Annotated in this window: 27 protein-coding genes; 19 read left to right on the top strand and 8 right to left on the bottom strand. The window is 31.8% G+C overall.

All coding sequences use genetic code 11. From position 1 onward, the window contains the following. Position 1: 1 nt before the first annotated feature. Positions 2-1,135, top strand: coding sequence for a peptidogalycan biosysnthesis protein (locus QZZ53_RS09385; protein WP_296383914.1), 1,134 nt, complete (start codon positions 2-4; stop codon positions 1,133-1,135). 3 nt (positions 1,136-1,138) lie between these two features. Here QZZ53_RS09385 and QZZ53_RS09380 read toward each other — a convergent pair whose 3' ends face one another. Further along, the gene (locus QZZ53_RS09380) at positions 1,139-1,621 is read right to left on the bottom strand and encodes an acyl-CoA thioesterase (RefSeq protein WP_296383912.1); all 483 of its coding nucleotides are present in this window, start codon (positions 1,619-1,621) and stop codon (positions 1,139-1,141) included. 131 nt (positions 1,622-1,752) lie between these two features. Here QZZ53_RS09380 and QZZ53_RS09375 point away from each other — a divergent pair, with 131 nt between their 5' ends. Genes QZZ53_RS09375 through QZZ53_RS09360 form a run of 4 tightly spaced genes read left to right on the top strand, consistent with a single transcriptional unit; the run spans position 1,753 to position 4,204 of the window. Beyond that, the gene (locus QZZ53_RS09375) at positions 1,753-2,610 is read left to right on the top strand and encodes a YicC/YloC family endoribonuclease (protein ID WP_296383909.1); all 858 of its coding nucleotides are present in this window, start codon (positions 1,753-1,755) and stop codon (positions 2,608-2,610) included. Positions 2,611-2,653: 43 nt separating this feature from the next. Next, a complete protein-coding gene (gene gmk / locus QZZ53_RS09370) occupies positions 2,654-3,226 on the top strand; it encodes a guanylate kinase (RefSeq protein WP_296383936.1) in 573 nt (190 codons plus the stop codon). A 1-nt stretch (position 3,227) separates the two neighbouring features. After that, positions 3,228-3,806: a nicotinate (nicotinamide) nucleotide adenylyltransferase gene (gene nadD / locus QZZ53_RS09365; RefSeq protein ID WP_296383907.1), complete on the top strand. Its 579-nt coding sequence runs from the start codon at positions 3,228-3,230 to the stop codon at positions 3,804-3,806. A 59-nt stretch (positions 3,807-3,865) separates the two neighbouring features. Continuing rightward, a complete protein-coding gene (locus tag QZZ53_RS09360; RefSeq protein ID WP_296383905.1) occupies positions 3,866-4,204 on the top strand; it encodes a hypothetical protein in 339 nt (112 codons plus the stop codon). On the opposite strand, the gene QZZ53_RS09355 is transcribed toward QZZ53_RS09360, so the two are convergent. The 3 genes from QZZ53_RS09355 to QZZ53_RS09345 are packed head-to-tail and all read right to left on the bottom strand — an operon-like array spanning position 4,201 to position 6,433. Further along, positions 4,201-4,560, bottom strand: a complete 360-nt coding sequence (locus tag QZZ53_RS09355) for a YraN family protein (protein ID WP_296383903.1) — start codon at positions 4,558-4,560, stop codon at positions 4,201-4,203. The genes QZZ53_RS09360 and QZZ53_RS09355 overlap by 4 nt on opposite strands. A gap of 50 nt (positions 4,561-4,610) precedes the next feature. Then, positions 4,611-5,372 carry a HEAT repeat domain-containing protein gene (locus tag QZZ53_RS09350; protein WP_296383901.1) on the bottom strand — a complete coding sequence of 254 codons (762 nt, stop codon included), beginning with the start codon at positions 5,370-5,372 and terminating at the stop codon, positions 4,611-4,613. Positions 5,373-5,377: 5 nt separating this feature from the next. Then, complete coding sequence (locus tag QZZ53_RS09345; RefSeq protein ID WP_365940508.1) at positions 5,378-6,433, bottom strand: LD-carboxypeptidase; 1,056 nt, start codon at positions 6,431-6,433, stop codon at positions 5,378-5,380. Between the two features lie 171 nt (positions 6,434-6,604). On the opposite strand from QZZ53_RS09345, the gene metG reads away from it, so the two are divergent. Together metG and QZZ53_RS09335 are read left to right on the top strand one after the other, a co-directional pair. Continuing rightward, a complete protein-coding gene (gene metG / locus QZZ53_RS09340) occupies positions 6,605-8,671 on the top strand; it encodes a methionine--tRNA ligase (protein WP_296383899.1) in 2,067 nt (688 codons plus the stop codon). Between the two features lie 6 nt (positions 8,672-8,677). Then, positions 8,678-10,804, top strand: a complete 2,127-nt coding sequence (locus QZZ53_RS09335; protein WP_296383897.1) for a Tex family protein — start codon at positions 8,678-8,680, stop codon at positions 10,802-10,804. 19 nt (positions 10,805-10,823) lie between these two features. Here the strand turns inward: QZZ53_RS09335 and QZZ53_RS09330 are convergent, their stop codons facing one another. The 3 genes from QZZ53_RS09330 to QZZ53_RS09320 all read right to left on the bottom strand — a co-directional run bounded on the left by QZZ53_RS09330 (position 10,824) and on the right by QZZ53_RS09320 (position 14,613). Continuing rightward, a complete protein-coding gene (locus QZZ53_RS09330; protein ID WP_296383895.1) occupies positions 10,824-13,118 on the bottom strand; it encodes a FecR domain-containing protein in 2,295 nt (764 codons plus the stop codon). Further along, the gene (locus QZZ53_RS09325) at positions 13,102-14,010 is read right to left on the bottom strand and encodes a FecR family protein (protein ID WP_296383892.1); all 909 of its coding nucleotides are present in this window, start codon (positions 14,008-14,010) and stop codon (positions 13,102-13,104) included. The genes QZZ53_RS09330 and QZZ53_RS09325 overlap by 17 nt, the downstream gene beginning before the upstream one ends. Before the next feature lie 78 nt (positions 14,011-14,088). Next, on the bottom strand, positions 14,089-14,613 hold the full coding sequence (locus QZZ53_RS09320; protein ID WP_296383890.1) for a sigma-70 family RNA polymerase sigma factor: 525 nt from the start codon (positions 14,611-14,613) through the stop codon (positions 14,089-14,091). Positions 14,614-14,720: 107 nt separating this feature from the next. Here QZZ53_RS09320 and QZZ53_RS09315 point away from each other — a divergent pair, with 107 nt between their 5' ends. The 11 genes from QZZ53_RS09315 (at position 14,721) to QZZ53_RS09265 (ending at position 22,611) form a co-directional block, all read left to right on the top strand. Continuing rightward, on the top strand, positions 14,721-15,791 hold the full coding sequence (locus QZZ53_RS09315) for a hypothetical protein (protein WP_296383889.1): 1,071 nt from the start codon (positions 14,721-14,723) through the stop codon (positions 15,789-15,791). A gap of 36 nt (positions 15,792-15,827) precedes the next feature. Next, on the top strand, positions 15,828-16,211 hold the full coding sequence (locus QZZ53_RS09310; protein ID WP_296383887.1) for a hypothetical protein: 384 nt from the start codon (positions 15,828-15,830) through the stop codon (positions 16,209-16,211). A 2-nt stretch (positions 16,212-16,213) separates the two neighbouring features. After that, on the top strand, positions 16,214-17,065 hold the full coding sequence (locus QZZ53_RS09305; protein ID WP_296383885.1) for a DUF5777 family beta-barrel protein: 852 nt from the start codon (positions 16,214-16,216) through the stop codon (positions 17,063-17,065). Positions 17,066-17,075: 10 nt separating this feature from the next. After that, complete coding sequence (locus QZZ53_RS09300) at positions 17,076-17,438, top strand: hypothetical protein (RefSeq protein ID WP_296383884.1); 363 nt, start codon at positions 17,076-17,078, stop codon at positions 17,436-17,438. A 6-nt stretch (positions 17,439-17,444) separates the two neighbouring features. After that, positions 17,445-17,993 carry a YceI family protein gene (locus QZZ53_RS09295; RefSeq protein ID WP_296383883.1) on the top strand — a complete coding sequence of 183 codons (549 nt, stop codon included), beginning with the start codon at positions 17,445-17,447 and terminating at the stop codon, positions 17,991-17,993. A gap of 68 nt (positions 17,994-18,061) precedes the next feature. After that, positions 18,062-18,586: a ferritin gene (locus QZZ53_RS09290; protein ID WP_296383881.1), complete on the top strand. Its 525-nt coding sequence runs from the start codon at positions 18,062-18,064 to the stop codon at positions 18,584-18,586. 324 nt (positions 18,587-18,910) lie between these two features. After that, entirely contained in the window at positions 18,911-19,753 is an 843-nt protein-coding gene (locus tag QZZ53_RS09285; protein ID WP_296383879.1) for an AraC family transcriptional regulator, read from the top strand. A gap of 90 nt (positions 19,754-19,843) precedes the next feature. Beyond that, positions 19,844-19,996, top strand: a complete 153-nt coding sequence (locus tag QZZ53_RS09280; RefSeq protein ID WP_296383877.1) for a hypothetical protein — start codon at positions 19,844-19,846, stop codon at positions 19,994-19,996. Between the two features lie 145 nt (positions 19,997-20,141). Then, positions 20,142-20,690 carry a carboxymuconolactone decarboxylase family protein gene (locus tag QZZ53_RS09275; protein ID WP_296383875.1) on the top strand — a complete coding sequence of 183 codons (549 nt, stop codon included), beginning with the start codon at positions 20,142-20,144 and terminating at the stop codon, positions 20,688-20,690. Between the two features lie 31 nt (positions 20,691-20,721). Then, entirely contained in the window at positions 20,722-21,105 is a 384-nt protein-coding gene (locus tag QZZ53_RS09270; protein WP_296383873.1) for a cupredoxin domain-containing protein, read from the top strand. Between the two features lie 189 nt (positions 21,106-21,294). Beyond that, positions 21,295-22,611, top strand: coding sequence for a T9SS type A sorting domain-containing protein (locus QZZ53_RS09265; RefSeq protein WP_296383872.1), 1,317 nt, complete (start codon positions 21,295-21,297; stop codon positions 22,609-22,611). A gap of 79 nt (positions 22,612-22,690) precedes the next feature. Here the strand turns inward: QZZ53_RS09265 and ssb are convergent, their stop codons facing one another. After that, positions 22,691-23,023, bottom strand: coding sequence for a single-stranded DNA-binding protein (gene ssb, locus QZZ53_RS09260; RefSeq protein WP_296383870.1), 333 nt, complete (start codon positions 23,021-23,023; stop codon positions 22,691-22,693). Positions 23,024-23,485: 462 nt separating this feature from the next. Here ssb and QZZ53_RS09255 point away from each other — a divergent pair, with 462 nt between their 5' ends. After that, the gene (locus tag QZZ53_RS09255) at positions 23,486-24,202 is read left to right on the top strand and encodes an HNH endonuclease (RefSeq protein ID WP_296383868.1); all 717 of its coding nucleotides are present in this window, start codon (positions 23,486-23,488) and stop codon (positions 24,200-24,202) included. Positions 24,203-24,303 lie beyond the last annotated feature (101 nt).

Raw genomic sequence — 24,303 nt, 5'->3', positions numbered from 1 at the left:
TTTGTCTTTAAAATCTAAAATATTTAAAACGGTAAATGCCATTCCACAAACTTATTGGGATAGTATTGATTGTTGTACCAACATTTATTATTCTCCTGAGTTTTTAAAGGCTTTTGAACTTGCCAATACAGATATTGAGTTTAATTACATTTTTATTTTAAAGGATGATGAAGCTGTAGCTTTTGCCAATACTCAAGTTGTAACCATCGGAATTGAAACCATCACCAAAAACATAAAAATGTCTACTAAGATAAGGCGTCTAGTAAACAATATGTTTTGTAACAATCAAATCCGTGTATTATTCTGTGGCAATGTGTTTTTAAGTGGCGAATATGGCACTTTTTTAAAAGAAGGTGAAGATAAAATTGAAACGTTTAAAGCTATTGCCGAAGGTGTAAAGCAATTATCTAAAATCGCAAAAAAACTCAATGCTGTTTTTGTTAAAGACTTTGAAAACGAATCACTTTACATTACGGATCATTTAAAGTCTTACGACTATGCTGCAATGCATGTAGAGCCTAATATGATTATTTATCTAAAACCAGAATGGCACTCTTTTGATGATTATAAAAATGCACTAAAATCTAAATACAGAGTAAAAGCTAATAAGGCAGATTCTAAAAGTGAAACATTAGAGGCTAAATTCTTCTCGGTTGAAGACATTAAAACGCACAAAGATGAACTTCAGGCGTTATATCAAAATACCATTAATAATGCCGATTTCAATGCCCAAATTCTAAACCTTGACACCTACATTCATCTTAAAAAAGCTTTTGAAGATAAATTCATTGTTAAAGGTTATTTTTTAAATGGAAAATTAGTTGGATTTCTTTCGGCAATGAAAAATGAAATGCATCTCGATGCCCATTTTATAGGTATTGATTATTCTAACAATAAAGAATTTGCGATTTACCCAAGGATTTTAAACGATTATGTACGATTAGGGATTGAAACCAAATCAGATCAAATTAACTTAGGTCGTACAGCTTCTGAAATTAAAAGTACACTTGGAGCTGAACTAAAAGCTTTAACATGTTATTGTAAGCATAAAAGATATATCCCAAATCAGATTTTAAAACCGTTTATAAAGAATGTTCATATTAAAACATTTAAGCAACATTCGGTTTTTAAATAGTACTTAAACCGACATTGGTTTTGGCCGCACACCATACTTACGCGTATCTGCTTTTGTAAGCGTTTTATAACCTTCAGATTTTGGGAATTTGTGAGCTAATTCTAATAAAGGTTCTGGCAAACCTGTTAGCTTTCTTGCTTTTAAGTCTATCCAACCACCTTGCATTTCGCAATAGGCTAAATTTTCACCTTTGTGATTGTAAAAATTATGTTCAAACATAAACAACATCCCATCCTCACTTAATCCAGAAATCTCAATTGTAACTGTAATTGGTGCTCCGAGAAAAGACTCTTTAAAATAATACATATGTTCATAAAATACTACTGGTCCAACATTATGTCTTCTAATCTCTGGCATAGAAAAACCATATCCACTAAAGAACGACATTCTTGCATGACTCATAAAATTGGTATAAGCAGAATTGGCTAAATGACCATTAGCATCTACATCACTCCATCTAATTTCAAACTGTTTTTTATACGTCATGTTTTTTTTCAAATTGCGGAAGCAAAGTTAAGAAAGTATCTTATGCGCGCATAAGAGTTTCTAAAAAGATTAATACATCTTTAAAACCGTTCAATTTTGTACCTTTGCGCAACTTTAATAGCATCGTCTTAATGATACAATCCATGACAGGTTATGGGAAATCTGTACTTCAGCTCCCAACAAAAAAAATATCAATTGAATTAAAATCACTGAATAGCAAAAGCTTAGACCTTAATGCACGTATGCCATCCATGTATCGTGCAAAGGAGTTGTCTATTAGAAAACTTATTGCTAAAAGTCTTGTTAGAGGAAAAGTAGATTTTTCGCTATACGTCGAAATTACAGGCGAAGACACCAGCTCTAAGATTAATAAAACAGTAGTCAATGAATATATGAAACAACTCAAAGATGTTGTTGATGGAGATGCTACTGAACTCTTAAAAATGGCAATTCGCTTACCAGATGCTATAACTACTGAGCGAGATGAAATAGATGAAGAAGAATGGAGTACAATTAACACTGAAATAAATGAAGCTATTTCTAAAATTATAATTTACCGAAAAGACGAAGGAGCTATTTTAAAACAAGACTTTACTGATAGAATTACAACACTTAGACGTCTATTAAAAGAAGTTATTACTATGGATCCTGATCGTATCGATGGAGTAAGAGCACGTTTAGAAAAGGGTGTTTCTGATATTAAAGAAAAGGTAGATGAAAACCGTTTTGAACAAGAGTTGGTTTATTACATTGAAAAGTTTGACATCACTGAAGAAAAAGTGAGATTAGATAATCACTTAGATTATTTTACTAAATCCTTAAATTCTGATGATTCTAATGGTAAAAAACTCGGTTTTATATCTCAAGAAATTGGAAGGGAGATTAATACGATTGGTTCGAAATCTAATTATGCTCCAATGCAAAAATTAGTTGTTCAGATGAAAGATGAACTTGAGAAAATTAAGGAACAATTATTGAATGTACTTTAATAGTAATTAGTAAATTTTATCATACGTGTCAGAAGAAAATAATATAAAACAAGGAAAGCTCATTGTATTTTCAGCACCATCAGGATCTGGAAAAACAACCATAGTTCGTCATTTACTAAAACAACAAGAACTCAATTTAGAGTTTTCTATTTCTGCCACATCGAGAGAAGCACGTGGCAATGAAGAACATGGTAAAGATTATTACTACCTATCATTAAAAGAGTTTAAGAACAAAATAAAAGCTGATGCCTTTTTAGAATGGGAAGAAGTCTATAGAGATAACTTTTATGGTACTCTAAAAACAGAGGTTGAGCGTATTTGGGCAAAAGGAAAACATGTTATTTTTGATATTGATGTTTCTGGCGGCTTAAGAATAAAACGAAAATTCCCAGACCAGACACTAGCTGTTTTTGTAAAACCGCCAGATTTAAACGAATTGGTAAGACGACTTAAAGACAGAGGTGAAGAAAGTGAAGAAAAAATAAGTATGCGTGTTGCAAAAGCACCAGCAGAATTAGCAACAGCTCCACTCTTTGATGTTATTGTTGTTAACGCTGATTTAGATAAGGCTCTAGAAAATGCTTATACTTTAGTTTCAGGCTTTATAGCAAAATAATATGAAGATTGGTTTATATTTTGGCACCTTTAATCCTATTCACGTAGGTCACTTAACCATTGCTAACCATCTAGCAGAACATAGTGATTTGGACCAAGTTTGGTTTGTTGTAACTCCTTTAAGCCCTTTTAAGAAGAAAAGTAGCCTATTAGATAACCATCAACGACTAGAGATGGTATATCGCGCTACAAAAGATTATGCAAAACTTAGACCTTGTGATATTGAGTTTGGTTTAAAACAGCCCAATTACACTATAGATACTCTCACTTATCTTTTTGAGAAATTTCCTGAGCATGAGTTTGCATTAATCATGGGAGAAGACAATCTAAAAAGTTTTCATAAATGGAAAAATTACGAGCTCATTTTAGAGAATTATAATATATACGTTTACCCAAGACTTTCTAAAGGAAAAATTGATACACAATTTAACAAACACCCAAAAATTATTAACGTTTCTGCACCAATAATGGAGCTATCTTCTACGTTTATAAGGCAAGAAATCAAGGTTGGAAAAAATGTTCAGCCAATGTTGTCCGATAATGTGTGGCATTATATAGATGAAATGAATTTTTACAAATAAAACCTTAATTTGGTTTTTCAAACTGCTATATAATTGTTAGTTTTATACAAAGAACAAGAATGACATTTACCATTGTGTTTATAGTGATTATCTCTAGCTTAATTTTTTTTAAATTGAGAGATGTATCCTTGAGAAATAATTTAAATGTTAAGGATGAAAAGCGACTTTTAATAGCTGGTGGGTTAGTAGTTTTGTTTTTAATTACAAACATGACCTTGCCTTATCCACAATCATTATATTGGTTTATATTCCTAGGAGTGATTCTCATTGGTTCTGTGATATGTAGCGATATTATAAAAAAGGAACTCATCCGTTTTAAAAATTTAAAGACAAAAGATATGGTTGTTAACATACTCTTTTATAGTCTCTTTATTACTGTTATTCACTTATACATCTAAAAGTGATAAAAAGCATTTTCTAAATGCTCAATTTTATATCCCTTTTTCTCTCTAACTATAGCAATAATATCAAAACGAACTTCCAAGTCTAAGTCATTTTCAACAACATATTCATCTACCGCTTTTACTAAGTTTTTTATTTGTTTTGGTTTTACAAAATCTTGTGGGTTCCCAAAATCTGTAGTAGAACGCGTCTTTACTTCGACAATAGCCAATATATCATTTTTAGATGCTATGATATCTACTTCAGCTTTATCAAAACGATAATTGCGTTCTATAATCTTATAACCTTCTTTAATAAGAAAATTTACAGCAAGTTGCTCTCCTTTTTTACCAAGTTCATTGTGTTGTGCCATCTAGTTCTTGCGAAAGCAGGAGTCTCATCCTGCACATTTATTCTTTTTAATTATATTCTATAGTTAGTATCAATATAATCAATTGCTTCTTGTTGGGTTAACACAGAGAATTTTTTATAGCGGTTATGGACATCCACAATTTCATCCAATGCTTTTTGTACTAAAGTTTTATTCTGCCATGTATTAAGATGTGACACCACTGTTTGTAAGCAACCTCGTTTGTATGCTATTTGACCAAGCACATGAATTAATGTATCAGAAACACGTTTGGTTTCATCAAACTCGAGCTCCTTTAATAGTGGTAGAACATCTTGAGGATGTGTTCTTCCTCTCAATTCAATACCATGACAAATCTCTCGTCTTATCTCTTTGTCTGAATGTTTAAGGTATCCTTTTGCCCAATCTAAAACTAGTACAGGATTACGCTCTCCCATTTTCTTAATAGAACCAATGACTGCATTTCTTACACGATGATGATTATCAAACAAACCAGCATCCATAAAATCTTGAATCTTTTCAAAATGAAATTTCCCTATTTCACCAGCTGCATTAATAACAGTTTGTCTAATGAGTTCGTCTTCTGATTGAAAAAGTAATCTTAAGGTCGAAAAGATTCCAGCTTGTAATTGTGGCAGTCCGTAGAAAATTTTACCAATAGCTAAATAACCAGCTTTACGAATGTAAGTGTCTTCGTCTGAAAAGTAGTTTAGAATATTTTCAGTATTGTTCTGTTTTAAATCAACTTCAATATCTTGATTAATTTTTTTAACAAGTTGATTACGTTCTTCTTTATTAAGGTCATAAAAATTCATTTTACTTAGTTTTTAAAACTAAACAACGTCTTATCCTCAGAAACCTTCAACTCTACCTTTTTGCCAAAGGTCATTGCTAAATTCTTTTTCTCATGACCAGCAGGCATACCAAATGCAATAGGGAAATCATAATCAGCCAAAGCATCCAATATCAGTTGTTCTACAGAAGTTCCCCAAAGCGTGGTGTTCTTTCGCATTTTGGACATACCACCAACAATGAGTCCATTACAGTTATCAAAATAACCAGCACGTTTCATACTTTGAAGCATACGATCTATATGATATTTGTACTCCCCTATTTCTTCAATAAACAAGATTTTTCCTGAGGTATCTATACTCTCTTTAGAGCCTAACATTGTATGGAGCATGGTTAAATTTCCACCGACCAATGGACCAGAAGCTTCGCCTGTTCTATTATAATTAGAACTTTCTAAGGTGTAATCTGTTGGGTTTCCAAATAGAGCTGATTTAAAAGTTTCTATTGAATATTCAATCTCACTTAAATCCTTAGTTAAACTTACACACATTAAAGCGTGTAATGACTGAAAGCCTTCATTATGCACTTGGTTGTGTAAAGCTGTAATATCACTGTAACCAATGACCCATTTTGGATTGTCTTTAAATTTCGTGTAATCTAATTTTTCTAAAATTCTAACTGTTCCATAACCACCTCTTGCACACCAAATCGCACTAATTTTAGGATCATCCATCGCATTTTGTAAATCCTCACAACGCTCGTCATCTGTACCTGCAAAATGATCCGATTTACTAAATACATGTTTCCCTACAATGGTATGTAAACCCCAACTATTTAATAAATCAACAGCTTGTTGCACTTCGCGTTCACGATTTTTTAATATACCAGATGGCGCAACAATAGCAACAGTATCGCCTACTTTTAAATATGGTGGTTGAATTAATTCTGATGTCATTTCAATAGAATTATCAGTTTCATTTTGAGCATTTACATTTACGACTAAGCCAATAGCAAAATATAGAAATATAATATGTGGTCTCAAAATCATAAAAACTGCTTTTTGTAAATGTACATTTTTTTTCACGTTTAAAATATGCAAATGCACGTTTCTAAGTAGCCTTTATATTGCGTACTTTTGTCCATTAATTTAGTTGTAAAAACATTAAGATAGTCAACCTATCCCCTCGAGCGTAGTCGAGAGGTTTTTTATAATAATTAAGGGCTCGACTACGCTCGACCAGACAGTAATTTTCAAATGAGTTTACCAAAAAGATATACCATAACAGCAGCATTACCATATACAAATGGTCCAATACATATTGGTCATTTAGCTGGTGTTTATGTACCTGCCGATATTTATTCAAGATACTTAAGATTAACAGGTAATGATGTTGCTTTTATTTGTGGAAGTGATGAACATGGTGTGCCAATTACGATTAAGGCTAAAAAAGAAGGAGTTACTCCACAAGATATAGTAGATAAATACCATGCTATTATAAAAAAATCTTTTGAAGAGTTCGGCATTTCATTTGATAATTACTCACGTACTTCAGATAAAATTCATCACGATACAGCGTCAGAATTTTTTAAAACTTTATACAATAAAAACGAATTTGTAGAAGAAGTTTCAGAACAATTATACGATGCAGAAGTAAATCAGTTTTTAGCAGATCGTTTTGTAATAGGAACTTGCCCAAAATGTGGAAATGAAGAAAGTTATGGAGACCAATGTGAAAACTGCGGTACTAGCCATAATGCTACAGATTTAATAAACCCAAAATCAGCTATCACAGGCAATGTGCCAAGCTTAAAAGAAACCAAACACTGGTTTTTACCCTTAAATAAGCATGAGGATTTTTTACGAGAGTGGATTTTAAAAGGCCACAAAAAAGACTGGAAACCTAATGTGTACGGACAAGTAAAATCTTGGATTGATGATGGATTACGACCAAGAGCAGTAACAAGGGATTTAGATTGGGGAATTCCGGTTCCTGTAGATGGTGGAGAAGGTAAAGTGCTTTATGTTTGGTTTGATGCTCCTATTGGTTACATCTCTGCAACTAAAGAATGGGCAGCACGAGAAGGTAAAAATTGGGAAGACTATTGGAAAGATGAAAACACTAAACTCATTCACTTTATAGGTAAGGATAATATTGTGTTTCACTGTATTATATTCCCTTCAATGTTAAAGGCAGAAGGCTCTTATATTTTGCCAGAAAACGTACCAGCTAATGAGTTTTTAAATCTCGAAGGCAACAAACTTTCTACTTCAAAAAATTGGGCTGTTTGGTTACCAGATTATTTAATAGATTTTCCAAATCAACAAGATGTGTTGCGTTATGCTTTAACGGCTAATGCACCAGAAACAAAGGATAACGATTTTACTTGGAAAGATTTTCAAGCCAGAAATAATAATGAATTGGTTGCTATTTTCGGAAACTTTATAAACAGAGTTGTAGTCTTAACAAACAAATATTACGATGGCATTGTGCCACAGCCATCAGATTATAAAGAAATTGACGAAACGACTTTAGCCACGTTAAAAGCTTATCCTGCGGTTATTTCTAGTTCTATTGAGCGCTATCGTTTTAGAGAAGCGAGCCAAGAGCTTATGAACTTAGCACGACTTGGAAACAAATATCTTGCAGACGAAGAGCCTTGGAAAACAATTAAAACAGATGAAGCACGTACACAAACCGTAATGTTTGTTGCACTACAAATTGCATCTGCTTTGGCCACTTTAAGTGAGCCTTTTTTACCGTTTACTTCAACTAAACTTAAAGACATCCTTTGCCATTCAGAACTTGACTCAGAATCTAAATGGGAGGATATCGTCTCAACAGAAGTATTACTTCCTGCAGAACATAAAATAGGAAAAGGAGAACTTTTATTTTCCAAAATTGAAGATTCTCAAATTGAAGCTCAACTAGCGAAACTAGTAGCGAGCAAAAAAGCTAATGAAGCAGCTAAAAAAGTTACAGAACCTCAAAAAGAAGAAATTACTTTCGATGATTTTACAAAACTAGATATTAGAGTTGGCACTATTTTAGAAGCAGAAAAAATGCCAAAAACTAAAAAGCTTTTAGTTTTAAAAGTAAATACAGGTATTGATACTAGGACTATCGTTTCTGGTATTGCTGAAAGCTTTAAGCCAGAAGATATTATAGGAAAACGTGTTACTGTATTGGTAAACTTAGCACCAAGAGCATTACGTGGAGTTGAAAGTCAAGGTATGATTTTAATGACTGAAGATGTAGGTGGCAATTTGGTGTTTGTGAATCCTGATAAGGATGAAGTTTCTAATGGATTACAGATTAGTTAACATCTAATGACGCAATTATTAAAATTTATAATTTCAAATACCCAATTACCAGAATCTTCTGTTAAAAACACAATAACTTTACTTAACGAAGACTGTACTATTCCTTTCATTTCGCGTTACAGAAAGGAAGCCACAGGAAACTTAGATGAAGTACAAGTTGGTGATATTGTAAAATACAAAGAGCAATTTGAAGCTTTAGAAAAACGAAAAAAAGCAATTCTAAAAGCGCTCGAAGAACAAGATGTAATAACCGAAGAATTAAAACAAAAGATTGAAAAAACTCAAGATTTAATAACACTTGAGGATATCTATTTACCATACAAGAAGAAGCGAAAAACAAAAGCCGAAACCGCTCGTAAAAATGGATTAGAGCCTTTGGCTAAAATCATAATGAGCCAAAAAGCAAATGATGTAGAATCCATTGCATACAAGTATTTAAAAGGAGATGTTACTAACGCTAACGATGCACTAGAAGGTGCAAGACATATTATTGCTGAGTGGATTAATGAGCGATCAGATATTAGAACAAATCTGCGAAATCAGTTAGAACGCCATGCTCAAATAACCACCAAAGTTGTAAAATCTAAAGACGAAGACGAAAAAGCTCAAAAATTTAGAGACTATTTTGATTGGTCTGAGAGTTTGAGTAGAATTCCTTCTCACAGATTATTAGCTATTCTAAGAGCTGAAGGAGAAAATTATATTCGTGTGAAAATTGAAATTGATGATATTCGTGCTTTAGAGTATATTCACAATAGAATTATACGCAGTAACAATGCTTGTGCTGACCAGATAGAATTAGCAATTTCTGATGCTTACAAACGCTTATTATTTCCATCATTAAGCAACGAAGCATTAAACAATGCAAAAGAAAAAGCAGACGAATCTGCAATTACAGTTTTTGCTAAAAATTTAAAACAATTATTATTAGGCTCTCCAATTGGCGAAAAACGTGTTTTGGCTATAGATCCAGGATTTAGAACTGGTTGTAAAGTGGTTTGTTTAGATGCGCAAGGTACTTTAAAACACAATGAAACTATTTATCCACATGCTCCAAAAAACGATAGTATTGGAGCTATAAAAAAGATTTCGTCTTTAGCTGAAGCTTATAAAATAGAAGCTATTGCGATAGGTAATGGAACTGCCTCTAGAGAAACTGAAGCTATAATTCGTAAAATTCAATTTAAAAACGATATTCAGGTTTTTGTAGTGAGTGAAGCAGGAGCAAGTATTTATTCAGCATCAAAAATTGCGCGAGAAGAATTTCCAAATTACGATATTACGGTTAGAGGTTCTGTTTCTATAGGACGACGTTTACAAGATCCTTTAGCGGAATTGGTTAAAATCGATGCCAAATCTATTGGAGTTGGACAATATCAACACGATGTAGACCAAACAAAGCTTCAAAAGCAACTCGATGTTGTGGTAGAAAATTGTGTAAATGCTGTTGGTGTTAATATCAATACCGCAAGTACTCCTCTACTGAGTTCTGTATCTGGTATTGGACCAAAACTAGCCGAAAACATTTTTAATTACAGAAACGAAAATGGAGCTTTTAAATCGAGAAAAGACATTAAAAATGTACCTCGATTAGGAGGAAAAGCGTACGAACAAGCTGCTGGTTTTTTAAGAATTAGAGATGCTAAAAATCCTTTAGATAATTCTTCTGTCCATCCAGAGGCTTATAAAATAGTCGAAAAAATGGCTAAAGATGAAGGTGTGTCACTTCAAGAATTAATTGGTAATAAAGCTATACTTCAAAACATAGATTTAAAAAAATATTATACAGAAACAGTTGGCTTACCTACGCTTCAAGATATTATTAAAGAATTAGAAAAACCTGGATTAGATATTAGAGAGCAAGCCAAGGTGTTCACTTTTAATCAGAATATAAAAACGATTATAGACTTACATTCTGGGCAATTACTACCAGGTATTGTAAATAACATTACTAATTTTGGTTGTTTTGTAGATGTTGGGATTAAAGAAAGTGGTCTTATTCACGTTTCTAATCTAAGTGATAGTTTTGTAAAGGATGTAAATGAGCATGTACACTTACACCAACAAATTATCGTGAAGGTTTTGGAAGTTGATGTGGCTAGAAAACGGATACAGCTTAAGCTTCATAAATAGCTGTTATTAGTGTAATAATTTAAAAATTAACTCTAAATACTACGTTAGGTGTAATACCTAACGAATGCTGTTTAACTTTATCTATAACACTATCATTAAGCCTATAAAAATTATTAATGACATTCTTTTTATCTAAAAGATTCCATACAGATAATCCTATATTAGCCATTGTAGAGGAGCTTAATTTAAAATCATATAAAGCTGACACGTCAATTCTTAAATAGTCTTGTAATTGATTAGAATTGGTTGCATCATAATTAATTTCATTATTAGATATTTCGTTTCCAATAACTGGACTTGTTTTCGATCTTCCAGAATTCCAATTTAAGCCTGCTGAAACCTTTAATCTATCTGAAGTATAATTTGTTCCTAAAGTTATTGCGTGACTAATATCAAAATTACTCGGAAAGCTGTCCTCTGGTAAAGACTTAAAGCTATAGTCACTATTCATAAAAGAATAACTTAACCATGAATTGAAATCATTCAATTGCTTTCTCAAAATAAAATCAACACCTCTAACTTCATACAAACCAGCAGTTTTAATAAACTCATATTGGTTTTGAAACCCTTGACTTTGTGTTGTAATACCTTTTACTTTTTTATAATAACCATCAGCACTAATTAGCCATCCGCTTTTATTATATGATAAACCAATAGATCCTTGTCTACTTCTTATCACAGGAATGTCACTATCATTAGACAACTGCCACCTTCGTTTTTCAATGCCTAAAAAATCATTCTGAAAATTAATTACTTGAGATGCGTTTTGATGTTTGAATTCTCCCAAAACTTCAAAAGAAAAATGATTAAGAAACTTATGTGAGAAACTTAATCGAGGTTCAATAATATGCTTTTTGAATTTACCTATGTAATTATATCTCAACCCAGAGTTTAAATGTGTCTTTCTATCTTTTGACTTATAAAATAATTGCGAAAACACGCCATGTGTTCTCACCACTTCTGAAACTAAAGATCTAAAAAGGGGATTATCTACATCATCTAAATTTGTAATCTCTGTTTCCACAAAATGATACCCATTCTGTAATTTTACGCTTTCATTAATTGTATAATTTGCTTTTAATTTTACACTCGTTTCGGATACTATATTCTCTTGAAGAAATCGTTGAGAATCTAAAATATTAGCGTTTACAGATTTTAATTTATAATCTGTTTCATAAACTTCAAAATTTGTCTGCCATTTGCTATTCCAAATTTTCGAATAATATATTGCGCCAGCAATACTGTTTTGCGTTAGACTACTCTCTCTAGAATCTTCACTAGCATTAACCATCGTGTTTTCATTAAACACCAATTGGTTGGCAACATTGATAAAGTTAACTCTAAGTTCTTCCGCATCATTTATCTTATATATCCAACGCAACGAAACATCATAAAAATCGAATTCTTTGTCTGAATTGATAATACTCATCGCGTTATTTTCGACCTCTGTATCTTGAGAAATACGCTCAAAAAAATTATTGTAAGTTGGCGTTTCTGTAAAATCACTGATAGACTTTCGAGCAGCAACTTGTAATGATGATTTTTTACTAATCGGAATATCAGCAAAACCATTCGCATCAATAAAATTAAGACCCAAACTCCCCTTAAATTGTTTACTCACTTTTCTATCAGTTTCCATAGAGATAATACCAGAAACTCCATCTGTATACTCTGTATTAGAACCATTTTTTGTTAAGGATACACGTTGTGTTATCTGAGGATTAAACATAGAAATAAGACCAAAAAAATGACCAGATTGATACATTTTAATATCATCCCACAAAATTAGATTTTGGTCGTGTGTCCCACTTCTTATATTAATATTAGAAACGGTTTCGTTAATACTCTGAATTCCTGGAAATGCTTGCACAGCCTGTAATACGTCTGTATCTATTAAACCTGGAAGTATATCAAAATCTGAAATATCTATCTCAAAAGAGCCATTGTTTAACTTATTGATTCCTTTTACAATATAGCCTGCAACCATAACTTCTGATAATTCTTGAAGCTTAGAATTAACTTCATTTGAAATTATCAAAACCATATTATCATTAGTTAGTGTAAATTTAAATCCTGTTTGAGACTCTAAATATTTTAGTGTTTCATCAAGTGAAAGACTTTTTGAAGGTGCTACAATTTCGGTTTCAAAAATAGCATCTTCAGCATAGTTAAATTGAATATTGAACTGCTTTTCTAAAGAGTTTAAGATTTCTGACAAAGGCAATTTAGTGCTGGTCTCTTGCGCACTCGTTTCAAGAGAAAAAATAAAACTTAAAAATAGTATTAAAATATACCGCTTAGTTTGTTTTGCCATGAATTAGTACTTGGTTGGGTGAACTAATTTCAAAATTTAAATTCATCGGTTGCGTAATAGATATAAGAGCGTTTTCGAGATTGTTGTGTACAAATCCTCCTGAAAATAATCGTGTTGAATCTGTGTTTTTAAAAACAACTTTTACATTATACTGACGCTCTAATTCTTCAACAACTTTTGTAAATGGAATAGACTTAAAACGGCTTCTATTATTAGTCCAGTAAGGTTCTGTGTCTTGTGTTTTATCCTCACTGAACGCTTTATTTAAAATACGATAAGTATTACCTGCGGTTAACTGTCTTGTAATTGTATCTGAGGTTACTCTTACAATACCTTCATAACATATAACCTCAAAATAATCTTGACGTGCTTTTACATTAAATTCTGTACCAACAACCGTTACTATTCCACCTTCAGTAATAACATCGAATATTTTTCCTTTAGCAACTTTAAAATAGGCCTCACCTTCTAGGTTTAAACTTCTTTTAGAATCCCAAGCATTCGCATCATAAGTTATTTCGGAATTAACGTTCAAAGTCACTTCAGACAAATCTGGTAAACTTATTGTTGCTTTTTCACTTACTAAGGTGCTCTCTTCAACAAGATTTTTATTAAAAAATGTAAAGTAAACACCAAAAGAAATCAACAATATACTCGCAATTCTCAATAATGGCTTTATCCAAGTTGAACGCTTTATAGAAGATTTATTTTGATATGCATTTTTAAATGTTTCAAAATTATCAACTTTAGAAAATTGAGATGCTTTAAAATGTTGAGCTTTATCTATAATGTTTTGATTTATTGTATAGTCAGAACGCTCACTAAACGCCGTTTTTTCAGCACCTGTAAGCTCATCATTTAACCATTTTTTTAATAAATCGTCTTCGATCATATTCTATCTACTCAATTATATAACAACCTCGGTTTTAATTCTCCTGATTATTTAATTATTCTGCCAGTTTAAGTACAATTATTTTATCTTAAAACCTTCGAGTTCTTTTTTAAGGATATTAAAAGCACTATATATTCTATATTCTACCACCTTTTGAGTTACTCCTAAAAACTCAGCAATTTCGCTATGTTTTTTTCCTTCAACTTTGTTTAATAAAAACGCTACGCGCTGTTCTTCTTTTAAACTAGAGAGCACTTTATTGTACTTTTCTAAATACTGGTCTTGCTCTAAAACAAACTCTGGAGTTTCGTTTGTGTAATGTTTGGGTTTAATTTTTTGATGTTTTAAAACTACTTTTTGATGTTTAATTTCATTAAGCATCATATTGTTTGCAACTGTAAATAAGAATGACTTGGCTTTAGCAAAAGTTACATTCTTGCAATTATTCCATAACTTAATAAATGCATCTTGCGTTTTATCCCTTGGATTATATTGCGCTCCATATTTGTAGTATAAAAAGTTATGGACATCATCAGCATGCTTATTATACACACGCTCAAAAGTCGCTGCTTCGCAAATATTTTCGGTTAGATCTTTAGGCAATATTATATCGTTTGGTTAAAGATATTGAAATATTTTTTTAAAAAGTTCAGTAGTTTTTAAAAGTCAGTTGTTATATATTAAATGGCAATAAACAAATTACAGCCATCATGAAATTAAGAGCTATATTTTTACTACTTCTTTTAACTGGTCTCGTTTTTACATCGTGTAGAACCGAAGAAACAGAACTCATCCAAGCGCCAGAAGATGAAACGCTAGTCGCAGATTCTAATATTGCATTATTAATGCAGCGCACAGTCTCTAATGATGGCTCAAATGATAATATAGTAGATAGAGCCAATTGTTTTGATATTGCATTTCCTTATACCGTAAATGCTAATGGTCAACAAATAACACTTAATTCTATTAATGACCTCGCAGTAATTGAATGCGTTTTTGACCAATCTGATTCTGATATTGACACCTTGGATATTGCATTTCCTGTAAACATCGTATTAGCCGATTTTTCTGAAATTACTATAACTAATATTTCAGAGTTGAATACCTATAATTCTGGCTGCAATGGAGAAAATATTGATGATGATGATATTGAATGTATCGACTTCCAATACCCAATTGAGGCATCAATATTTAATTCTAATAACGAATTATTGAACACTGTAAATCTTGAAAGCGACAATCAACTTTATGAATTTATTGGTGCTATCGACTTAAATGATATCATAACAATAAGTTTCCCAATTACAGTAACACTCTCTGATAATTCTGAAATAAGCATTAACAATCTTAATGTACTTGAAACTACAATAGAAAACGCAATAAACACCTGTGATGAAGATGATGATTACGATTATAGTGATGATGATTGTGATGATTGCACTCCTACTCAAATCGAAACTTTATTAACTAGCTGCTCAGATTGGGAAGTCAACCGATTAAAGCGTGATAACACGGATTATGATAGTACGTATGATGGTTATGCTTTTAATTTCTTCACTGATGGTACAATGTCTGTCTTCTGGAACACAACAACTGTTATGGGTACATGGACTGCAAATGGCTCAGGAAATAATTTAGAAGTTTTAATTGATGTCCCAAGTCTACCATTATGTAATAATAATTGGAGACTACAAGAGGTGAAAAACTGTAGTACTGATACTGAAATAAATCTAATTGTTGGTAATGATGATAGATTACAGTATGAAAATAATTGTAATTAAATATAAATTTTTACTAACACAAACTATAATAAGCTAATGCAAAAAAAGATAATAATTCTTGCTGTAATAATAGTTATTGTTGCAATTGTTGGATATAACTATATCTATCAAGACCATAGGAGCATTGAAAATGAGCGTGCAGAATTTGTTGTTTCATCTTCAGAAATAGCAAGCTTGTTTTCAGAGAACGCTACTACAGCTGAACAGAAATTTTTGAATAAAACTATTGAAGTTTCTGGATTGGTTTCAGAAATAAACACCAACGAAATTACAATAAACGACAAGGTGTTTTGCCAATTTTCTAATGTTATTCAAAACACTATTAAAGAAAGTTCTAAAATAAAAATTAAAGGTAGAGTTATTGGTTATGATGATTTATTAGAACAAGTAAAATTAGATCAATGCACTATTATAAAGTAAAAATGAAAAATCAAATTCTATTATTAGCATTAATTAGCTGTTTGTTTGCAAATGCTCAGGACGACTTATTAAGTGAGATTGATACAGATTCTGTAGTCGATAACTTTGCGACAGCCGCTTTTAAAGGTCTAAAAATTGTAAATTTTGAATCCACTAAACTCGTTGCAAAAAAAGAAATGACATTTATTGTTTCTCACAGATTTGGAAGCATCGAAAATGGATTTGATAGTTTTTTTGGCTTAGATGACGCAGTGACTCGGCTCAACTTTGTATATGGCATTACTAATGCGATTAATATTGGAGTATCGCGTAGTTCATTTCAAAAAATATATGAAGCTTCAATAAAATATAGATTAGTTAGACAAAAAGAAAATGGATTTCCATTTACTATAGTTGGCTTTAATTCGATACTTGTAAACACATCATTTGAAAAAGAAAATTTACCGAAGTTAGAATTTAAAGATCGTCTAGGATATACAGTACAACTGTTAATCTCTAAAAAAGTAAGTTCAAAATTGTCATTAGAATTAGCTCCTACGTTTTTTCATGACAATTTTGTGACTTATGACGAGCAACACAACTCTCAATACGCTATTGGTTTTGGTGGAAGACAAAAGCTAGGCAAGCGTTGGTCTATAAATGTTGATTATGGTTGGCATTTAAATAGAGCCAATAACTCTCCTTTTAAAAACCCTTTATCTATTGGTTTCGATTTAGAAACTGGTGGTCATGTATTTCAGATGCATTTCTCAAATGCACAGGCCATGAATACCAATGGTTTTTTAGGTCAAGCAACTGGAGATTGGTCTGATGGTAATATTTATTTCGGTTTTAACTTAAGTCGTGTTTTTTAAAATTATATCTATGAAACGTCCACACCTAATATACATCCTTCTTATAAGTGTATTTTACAACTGTTCTTATGTTAATGAAGACGATTTAACTGAAGATATTATTATTGATGATATCGTTAATTACCAAGATAACATCAAATCTATTATAGATAACAATTGTATTTTTTGTCATAACAATCCTCCTGTTAATGGTGCTCCGATGCCTTTAATTACTTATGACAATGTGAAAGATGCCATTGAGAATAGAGGCTTAATTAGCCGTATATCTTCAACTGATGTCGGATTCGGAATGCCTTTTGGAGGGCCAAGATTACCACAAAATTTAATTGACCTTGTTATTCAATGGGAAACAGAAGGTCTAACTGAAAATTAAAATATTATGAAAAAAATCACATTTTTAATCCTAGTACTAATTAGTATTAGCGCAATAGGTCAAAACAAATATTTAACCAAAACTGGTTTACTTGCTTTTGAAGCTTCTGTCCCTTCTTTTGAAGAAGTTGCCGCCAAAAACAACTCAGTAACTGCTATATTAAATACTGAAAATGGTGAATTTGCAGCACTAGCATTAGTTAAAGCTTTCCGCTTTAAAAATGCGCTGATGGAAGAGCATTTTAATGAAAACTATGCAGAATCCGATAGTCATCCTAAAACCACTTTTAAAGGTAAAATAGAAAACTTTAATTTCGATGCTTTAAGTGAAATAGATCGCTCACTGACCATTGATGGTTCGCTGACATTTCATGGAGTTACAAAAGAGATTAAAGAGATTTCATTAACACTTAAAGTGGTTGATGGTAAAATTATTCTATCTGGAAGTTTTAAGGTTTTAGTCTCAGACTTTGCTATTGATATTCCTAAAATTGTTGCGAATAAGCTATCTGATGAAGTTTCGGTCGCTTTTAATTTTGAGCTCGTTAAAAAATAATAACAACTAAAATTTCTATTATTTTTTTAATGTTTCTAACTGCTTATCTTTACATAAACTCATAAGTTATGTTATCAAAAACAATAGAATCTGCATTAAATAAACAAATACGAATTGAAGCTGAATCTTCTCAAGTCTATCTAGCGATGGCTGTTTGGGCAGAAGTAAAAGGACTAGAAGGTATTGCTTGTTTTATGTACGATCAATCTGATGAAGAGCGCGAGCACATGCTAAAACTTGTAAAGTTTGTAAACGAACGTGGTGGACATGCTCATGTTTCTGAATTAAATGCACCAAACGTTACTTTTAATTCTTTTAAAGAAATGTTTGAAAAGCTATTAGCCCACGAAATATTTGTTTCAGAAAGTATTAATGAATTGGTTCATATTTCGCTTCAAGAGCGAGACTATGCAACTCATAATTTCCTACAATGGTATGTTGCCGAACAAATTGAAGAAGAAGCTTCTGCAAGAACAATTCTTGATAAAGTAAATATGATTGGTAACGATAAAGGTGGCTTATATCTCTTTGATAGAGACATTCAACAGCTTACAGCTAATTCTGCTACTCAAACGTCTGGAACTGGAATTTAACATACAAATTTTGATTTAAGCTTATTTAGAATAAATAAAAATAACTATTTTTGTCTAGAATTTTAAAGATTTTCTTTTAGAAGGAAACTACAGATGGGCAAAAAAAAGAAAAATAAGAAGTTAAAAAAGGAACGCATCAAAATTCTTAAAACTTCTGACTTTGACGCTTTAGGTAAAGTAAAGTCTAAGTGTTGTAAGAAATATAGAAAAGCAGAATACAAACGTTGTAAAAAATGTCCTTGTTTTGATCTTCTTAAAAAGGTTGCCTAATTACTTTTCTATTTTTATTTGTAATGTTTAATCTACTAAATAGACTTAGTGGTTATGATTCACAACTTTAAAGAATTTTCTACTAACGCTATTTTCAATATTGGTAATGAAACTGATTTAAAATCATTTAGCAAAGCCAAGCAAACCGAATTATATACTTTTGTTTGGGCAAACACTGAAGCTATAGAACTTATTATAGATAGTGTCCCACTTACGATACAACCACATAGTATTTTAGCCTTAACTCCAATTCAGTATTTACAATATACTAGTGGTAATGACGCTATCGTTTATCAATTTAACAGAGAATTCTATTGTATTAAAGATCATGACCAGGAAGTGAGTTGTGTTGGTATCTTATTTTTTGGCAACACTAATATTCCTGTTATTCATTTAGATAAGAAAGAACAGCAAAAATTTAAAACCCTTCACGAAGTCTTTATTGATGAATTAGAAACCGAAGACAATATCCAAGCTGAAATGCTTAGAATGTTAATGGCAAGATTCATTATAAAGAGTACCCGATTATTAAAAGCTAAAGAAGGCATTATTGAAACACCTAAAAGTTCTAAAGTAGATTTATTACGTGAATTCAATTTTTTAGTAGAACAGCATTTTAAAAAAGAACATAGTGTTTCTTTTTATGCAGATAAACTCTTTAGATCGCCAAAGACATTATCTAATAACTTTGCTAAACTCAACAGGAGTCCGCTTCAAATTATACATCAAAGAGTGATTTTAGAAGCTAAACGTTTGTTAACATACACAGATAAAACCGCAAAGGAAATTGCTTATGAAGTTGGTTTCGATGATGCCTCTCATTTAAGTCGCTTATTTAAAAAATATACTACTCAATCTCCTTCTGACTATAAAAAAGGCCTAAGAACCTTAGGTTAGGAAAAATTGACAAGCCTTAGGGCAAATTCTTCATTCTTTAACATCTACATCTACTCCATCTTTGCATTGTAATATTAAAACAATAACAAGATGAAATTTAAAAACAAATCTATATTCAATCTTATTGAAATATTTAGAAGTAGTCCTAAAAAAATAGCGACCACTATTATACCAAAAACACATTGTGAGCATAAGCATATTCACGATTACTACTGTGATGCTGAAAAACCATATATAGGATAAAAACTAACAAAGGGGAAAAATGACAAGCCTTAGGGAATAACCATCATTCTATAAAGGTCTAATCGGTCGCAACTTTGTACCAATAAAAAATTCAAAATAAATACAAACAATACGCTGAATAGTATTCAGTATAAAATTTAAAATTATGAACACATTTAATGTACCAACAAGAGAAGAAGTAAGTACTAATCATCAAGCAATTTTCGACAACCTCAACAAAGGATTAGGTTTTGTGCCTAACTTATATGCAACCTATGCACATAGTGATACTGCTTTAGAAAACTATTTAACGTTTGCTAATGCAAAAACATCATTATCTGCCAAAGAGAAAGAAGTTGTAAATCTTGCAGTTAGCCAAGTAAACGACTGTGTTTATTGTCTTTCTGCACATACAGCAATAGGAAAAATGAACGGTTTTACAGACGAACAAATTTTAGAATTAAGAGCTGGTTTCTCTTCAGTAAATAACAAATTAGATGCTTTAGCAAAATTGGCTAAAAATATTACGGAAAACAGAGGTAAAACAGATGAAAGTATATTAGAAAATTATTTTAATGCTGGTTATACCAAAGGAAATCTAATAGACACCATTTCTTTAGTCGGAGACAAAACCATTTCTAATTATGTGAATAATACAACGGAAGTCCCTATTGACTTTCCTGTAGCACAACCTTTAGAATTAGAAACAGTTTAACAATTAATATTAACAAATTTTAAAAAAAAATATGAAAAAAACCATTTCAATATTAGTAATTGCATTAACCTTTACATTAACTGGTAATGCGCAAGACAAAATGAAAAGCAAAACAACTGTTGTTTCATTAGAACAGACTAAAGGTGAGTTTACTCAAAAAACTCTAACCTTAAATGAAGGCAATTATATTTTTGAAATCTCAAACAATAACGTAGGTCATCAAGTTGGTTTTGTATTGGTTCCTAAAGGAAAAGACGCTTCTAAACCAGAAAACCATATTAAAACTGCTTATGTTACTAAAGTAGTAGATAACAATACTAAAGAAACCTCTAAAGTAACAACATTAGCTAAAGGAGAATATGTGTATTTCTGCCCAATGAACCCTACACCTCAATATACTTTAGTCGTAGAGTAAAAGGTTTTTATATAAAAAAGAAAAGCATGGCTTCTAAAAGGAGTCGTGCTTTATGCTATTTATCAAAAAAATCAATTGTTTTTAATCCCTAAACTATTAGCTGATACATTTAATCGTATAACTGTAAGTTTTTTATAAATTTTAGACTAAGTAGGTTAACTTTACTAATTTTAACCTAAAATTATCTGTATGAAAAAAAGTTACGCTCTTATACATTTTAGAAGTAAAAGCTTACAGTTCTTTGGATTATCTCTTTTGTTTTCACTCTCTTTATTTGCACAAGTTGAAGACACAGATAACACGAGCATTAATGTAGATTGGGATATTTGCAAGTATTATCCTGAATCTGAAACACGTATATCTTCAATCCCAGTACCTGACTATATTAAACAAAAAATGGAGAGTCGAGGTACAGCATGCTCTACTTTTATTGTTAGCTATTCTGGTTTTACACCAGTTGCACAAACAGCATTTCAATTTGCAGTAGATATTTGGGCTAATTCAATTGAGTCTCCTATTCCTATTCGAATTTCTGCACAATTTGGACCTCTTGATCCTGGTGTATTAGGTGGTGCTGGACCTACAGATTTTAAATCTGTATTAATACCAGGCGCTCCTTCTAATACAGCATATCCGATTGCTTTGGCAGAAAAACTAACAGGAGCTGAGTTCCCAGAAGGTCCATCACCAACATCTGTAGATATTAGTGCTACATTTAGTAGTACTGCAAACTTTTACTTTGGTTTAGACGCCAATCCTCCTGGTAGTCAAGTAGATTTTGTGTCTGTAGTCTTACACGAACTTGGTCATGGATTAGGTATTTTAGGATTTGCTAGAACTGATGATCCTGATAATCCTACAATGGGTATTTTAAGAAGTGGCGTTTTTGTAAATGTTTGGGACAATTTTATTGAGAATGGTACACTTGCAGGTATTAGAAGTTTTCCAGATCCTTCAGTGGCTTTACTTGGCGAAATTACAGGCAACAACTTATTTAGTAATGGTCCTATAACCACAGCTCAAAATGGTGGTATAAAACCTTCTACTTATGCACCTGCAATATATAGTCAAGGTTCTAGTTATAGTCATTGGGACGAAGCTACATATCCTGCTGGCAATGCAAATTCTTTAATGACACCATTTATTGCTCCTGGAGAAGCGATTCACGATCCTGGATTAGTAACTCTCGGTTTTATGGAAGATATGGGTTGGTCTATTTGTGGAGGTTCACTTACTGTAGAAGATTTCACTTTAGACAGTGTTGAAGTAAGCCCAAACCCTTTTACATCTTTAATAGAAATTAAACTTTCAAATCGCTTTAATGACGATTATGACATTAATCTTTACGATATCAATGGTCGTATTGTTTTAAGTGAAGTAAAAGCTGTTTCAAAAAGCACAATGACCATTTCTAATTTAGATAATTTAGACGATGCGCTTTACTTTGTAAAGATTACAAACCAACGTAATGGAGCAAGTATAACTAAAAAGATTATTAAGAATTAACAACTTTTAATTGTTATATAAAAGACAAAAGAGCAACCTTATAAGGCTGCTCTTCTTATTATGGAATAATATAATTCGCTTATTTCCCTAACATTAAAAGCTCATTACAAACCACTTCTGTAATGTAACGCTTCATACCATCTTTGTCTTCCCAAGAGCGTGTGGTAAGCTTTCCTTCAATTGCTACTTCTTTTCCTTTGGTAATATACTTCTCTACAATCTGAGCCGTTTTTCCCCAAGCTACAATATTATGCCATTGTGTATCTGTTACTTTTTCACCTTGCGCATTCTTATAACTTTCGTTAGTTGCGATTGCAAATTTAGCCAAGGTTTTACCTGACTCTAAATTGATGATTTCTGGATCGTTTCCTAAGTTACCAATCAACTGTACTTTGTTTCTTAATGTGTTCATGTGTTCTAAATTTTATGTGTTAAACAGTTAATACTATTGAACCTTCATGGATTCAACACTGCAAAGATGAAACGACTGACAAATTTTATTCGGTTGTTACCTATTTAAATTCGTTTGTAAATAATTGTAGTCGTTTGTAATCGTATATAGATACCTGTTTATTGACTTTTGTTGTATTTTTAGATAATTAATAAACTTGCGTATATACGCGTGTTGGTATGCAATTGCCTGCGGCACGTAGAATCGCGTTTTGCAAACGCTTCCTTTCTACTAATTACATACCAACGTCCACTGTTAATCGCACCTCGCCTATTTTATGTATATTTAGTCTAGTCTACGAGAACTCCGAACGAAACTACACACAACAAAATGTATAGCGAATGAGGCGCAATTATGGCTATCCGTGAGGCGCGCCTCACTACGCCATACACAGTGGACGTTGTACACAATTAAACTCAAACTATGGCAATCATCGAAAAATTTGACAATTACATAGTTGCCGAAGTAATAAAAGCCTACTTAATTGACGGAAAAAGTCATCGAAATATCCAAAGAGAAATACTTGATTTGCCAGCACCTGCTCGAGGTGGTGGATTTGTAGTAATGGAATTATTACATCATTTTAATATTCGTGGAGATAGGAAAGGTATTTTAAACAAACATTCAATTTCAGAACTACGAAAAAATAATGACGCAGATTTTATAAAAGCGTTGGATATTATTGACGAACTGAATATTGTAAAAGAGGAGGCAGAAGAATATTTTGTACGAAATCAAGAAATAAATAAAAATAATAATCCGACAGAATCAACAAGCCAAATCAAAGTACGAGCTTATCAGAATAAACTTAGAGAAATTGTATTAGACAATTATAATTCTACTTGTGCAATTTGTGAAATAAACAAAATGGACTTGCTTATATGTAGTCATATTAAACCTTGGACTGTAGATAAAGAAGAAAGACTAAATCCGAAAAATGCGATTTGTCTATGTGTTTTACACGACAAAATGTTCGACAAAGGATATTTCTCACTAGACTCAGAATACAATATAATTTTTGGAAAAAAGTCTGACGAACAAATAGAAAGACTTTTGGTTAATTTAAAATTTAAAAAACCGAAAATTAATCCACCTGACAAATCATTCTTAGATTACCACTTTAATGAAATATGTAAATAACTGTGTACAACAAAGAACTGAGTTAAAAAACAAGCAATTTTAAGCTAATCTTGAAACAAAGTTTTCATCATAAGGTCGTCCACTTTTAACAATAGCAAATG

Origin of the sequence: Winogradskyella sp., from assembly GCF_016744625.1 — a bacterium.
Lineage (GTDB): Bacteria > Bacteroidota > Bacteroidia > Flavobacteriales > Flavobacteriaceae > Winogradskyella.
Note: the sequence above shows the minus strand (reverse complement) of the source record. Positions and strands in the feature narration are given on the sequence as shown.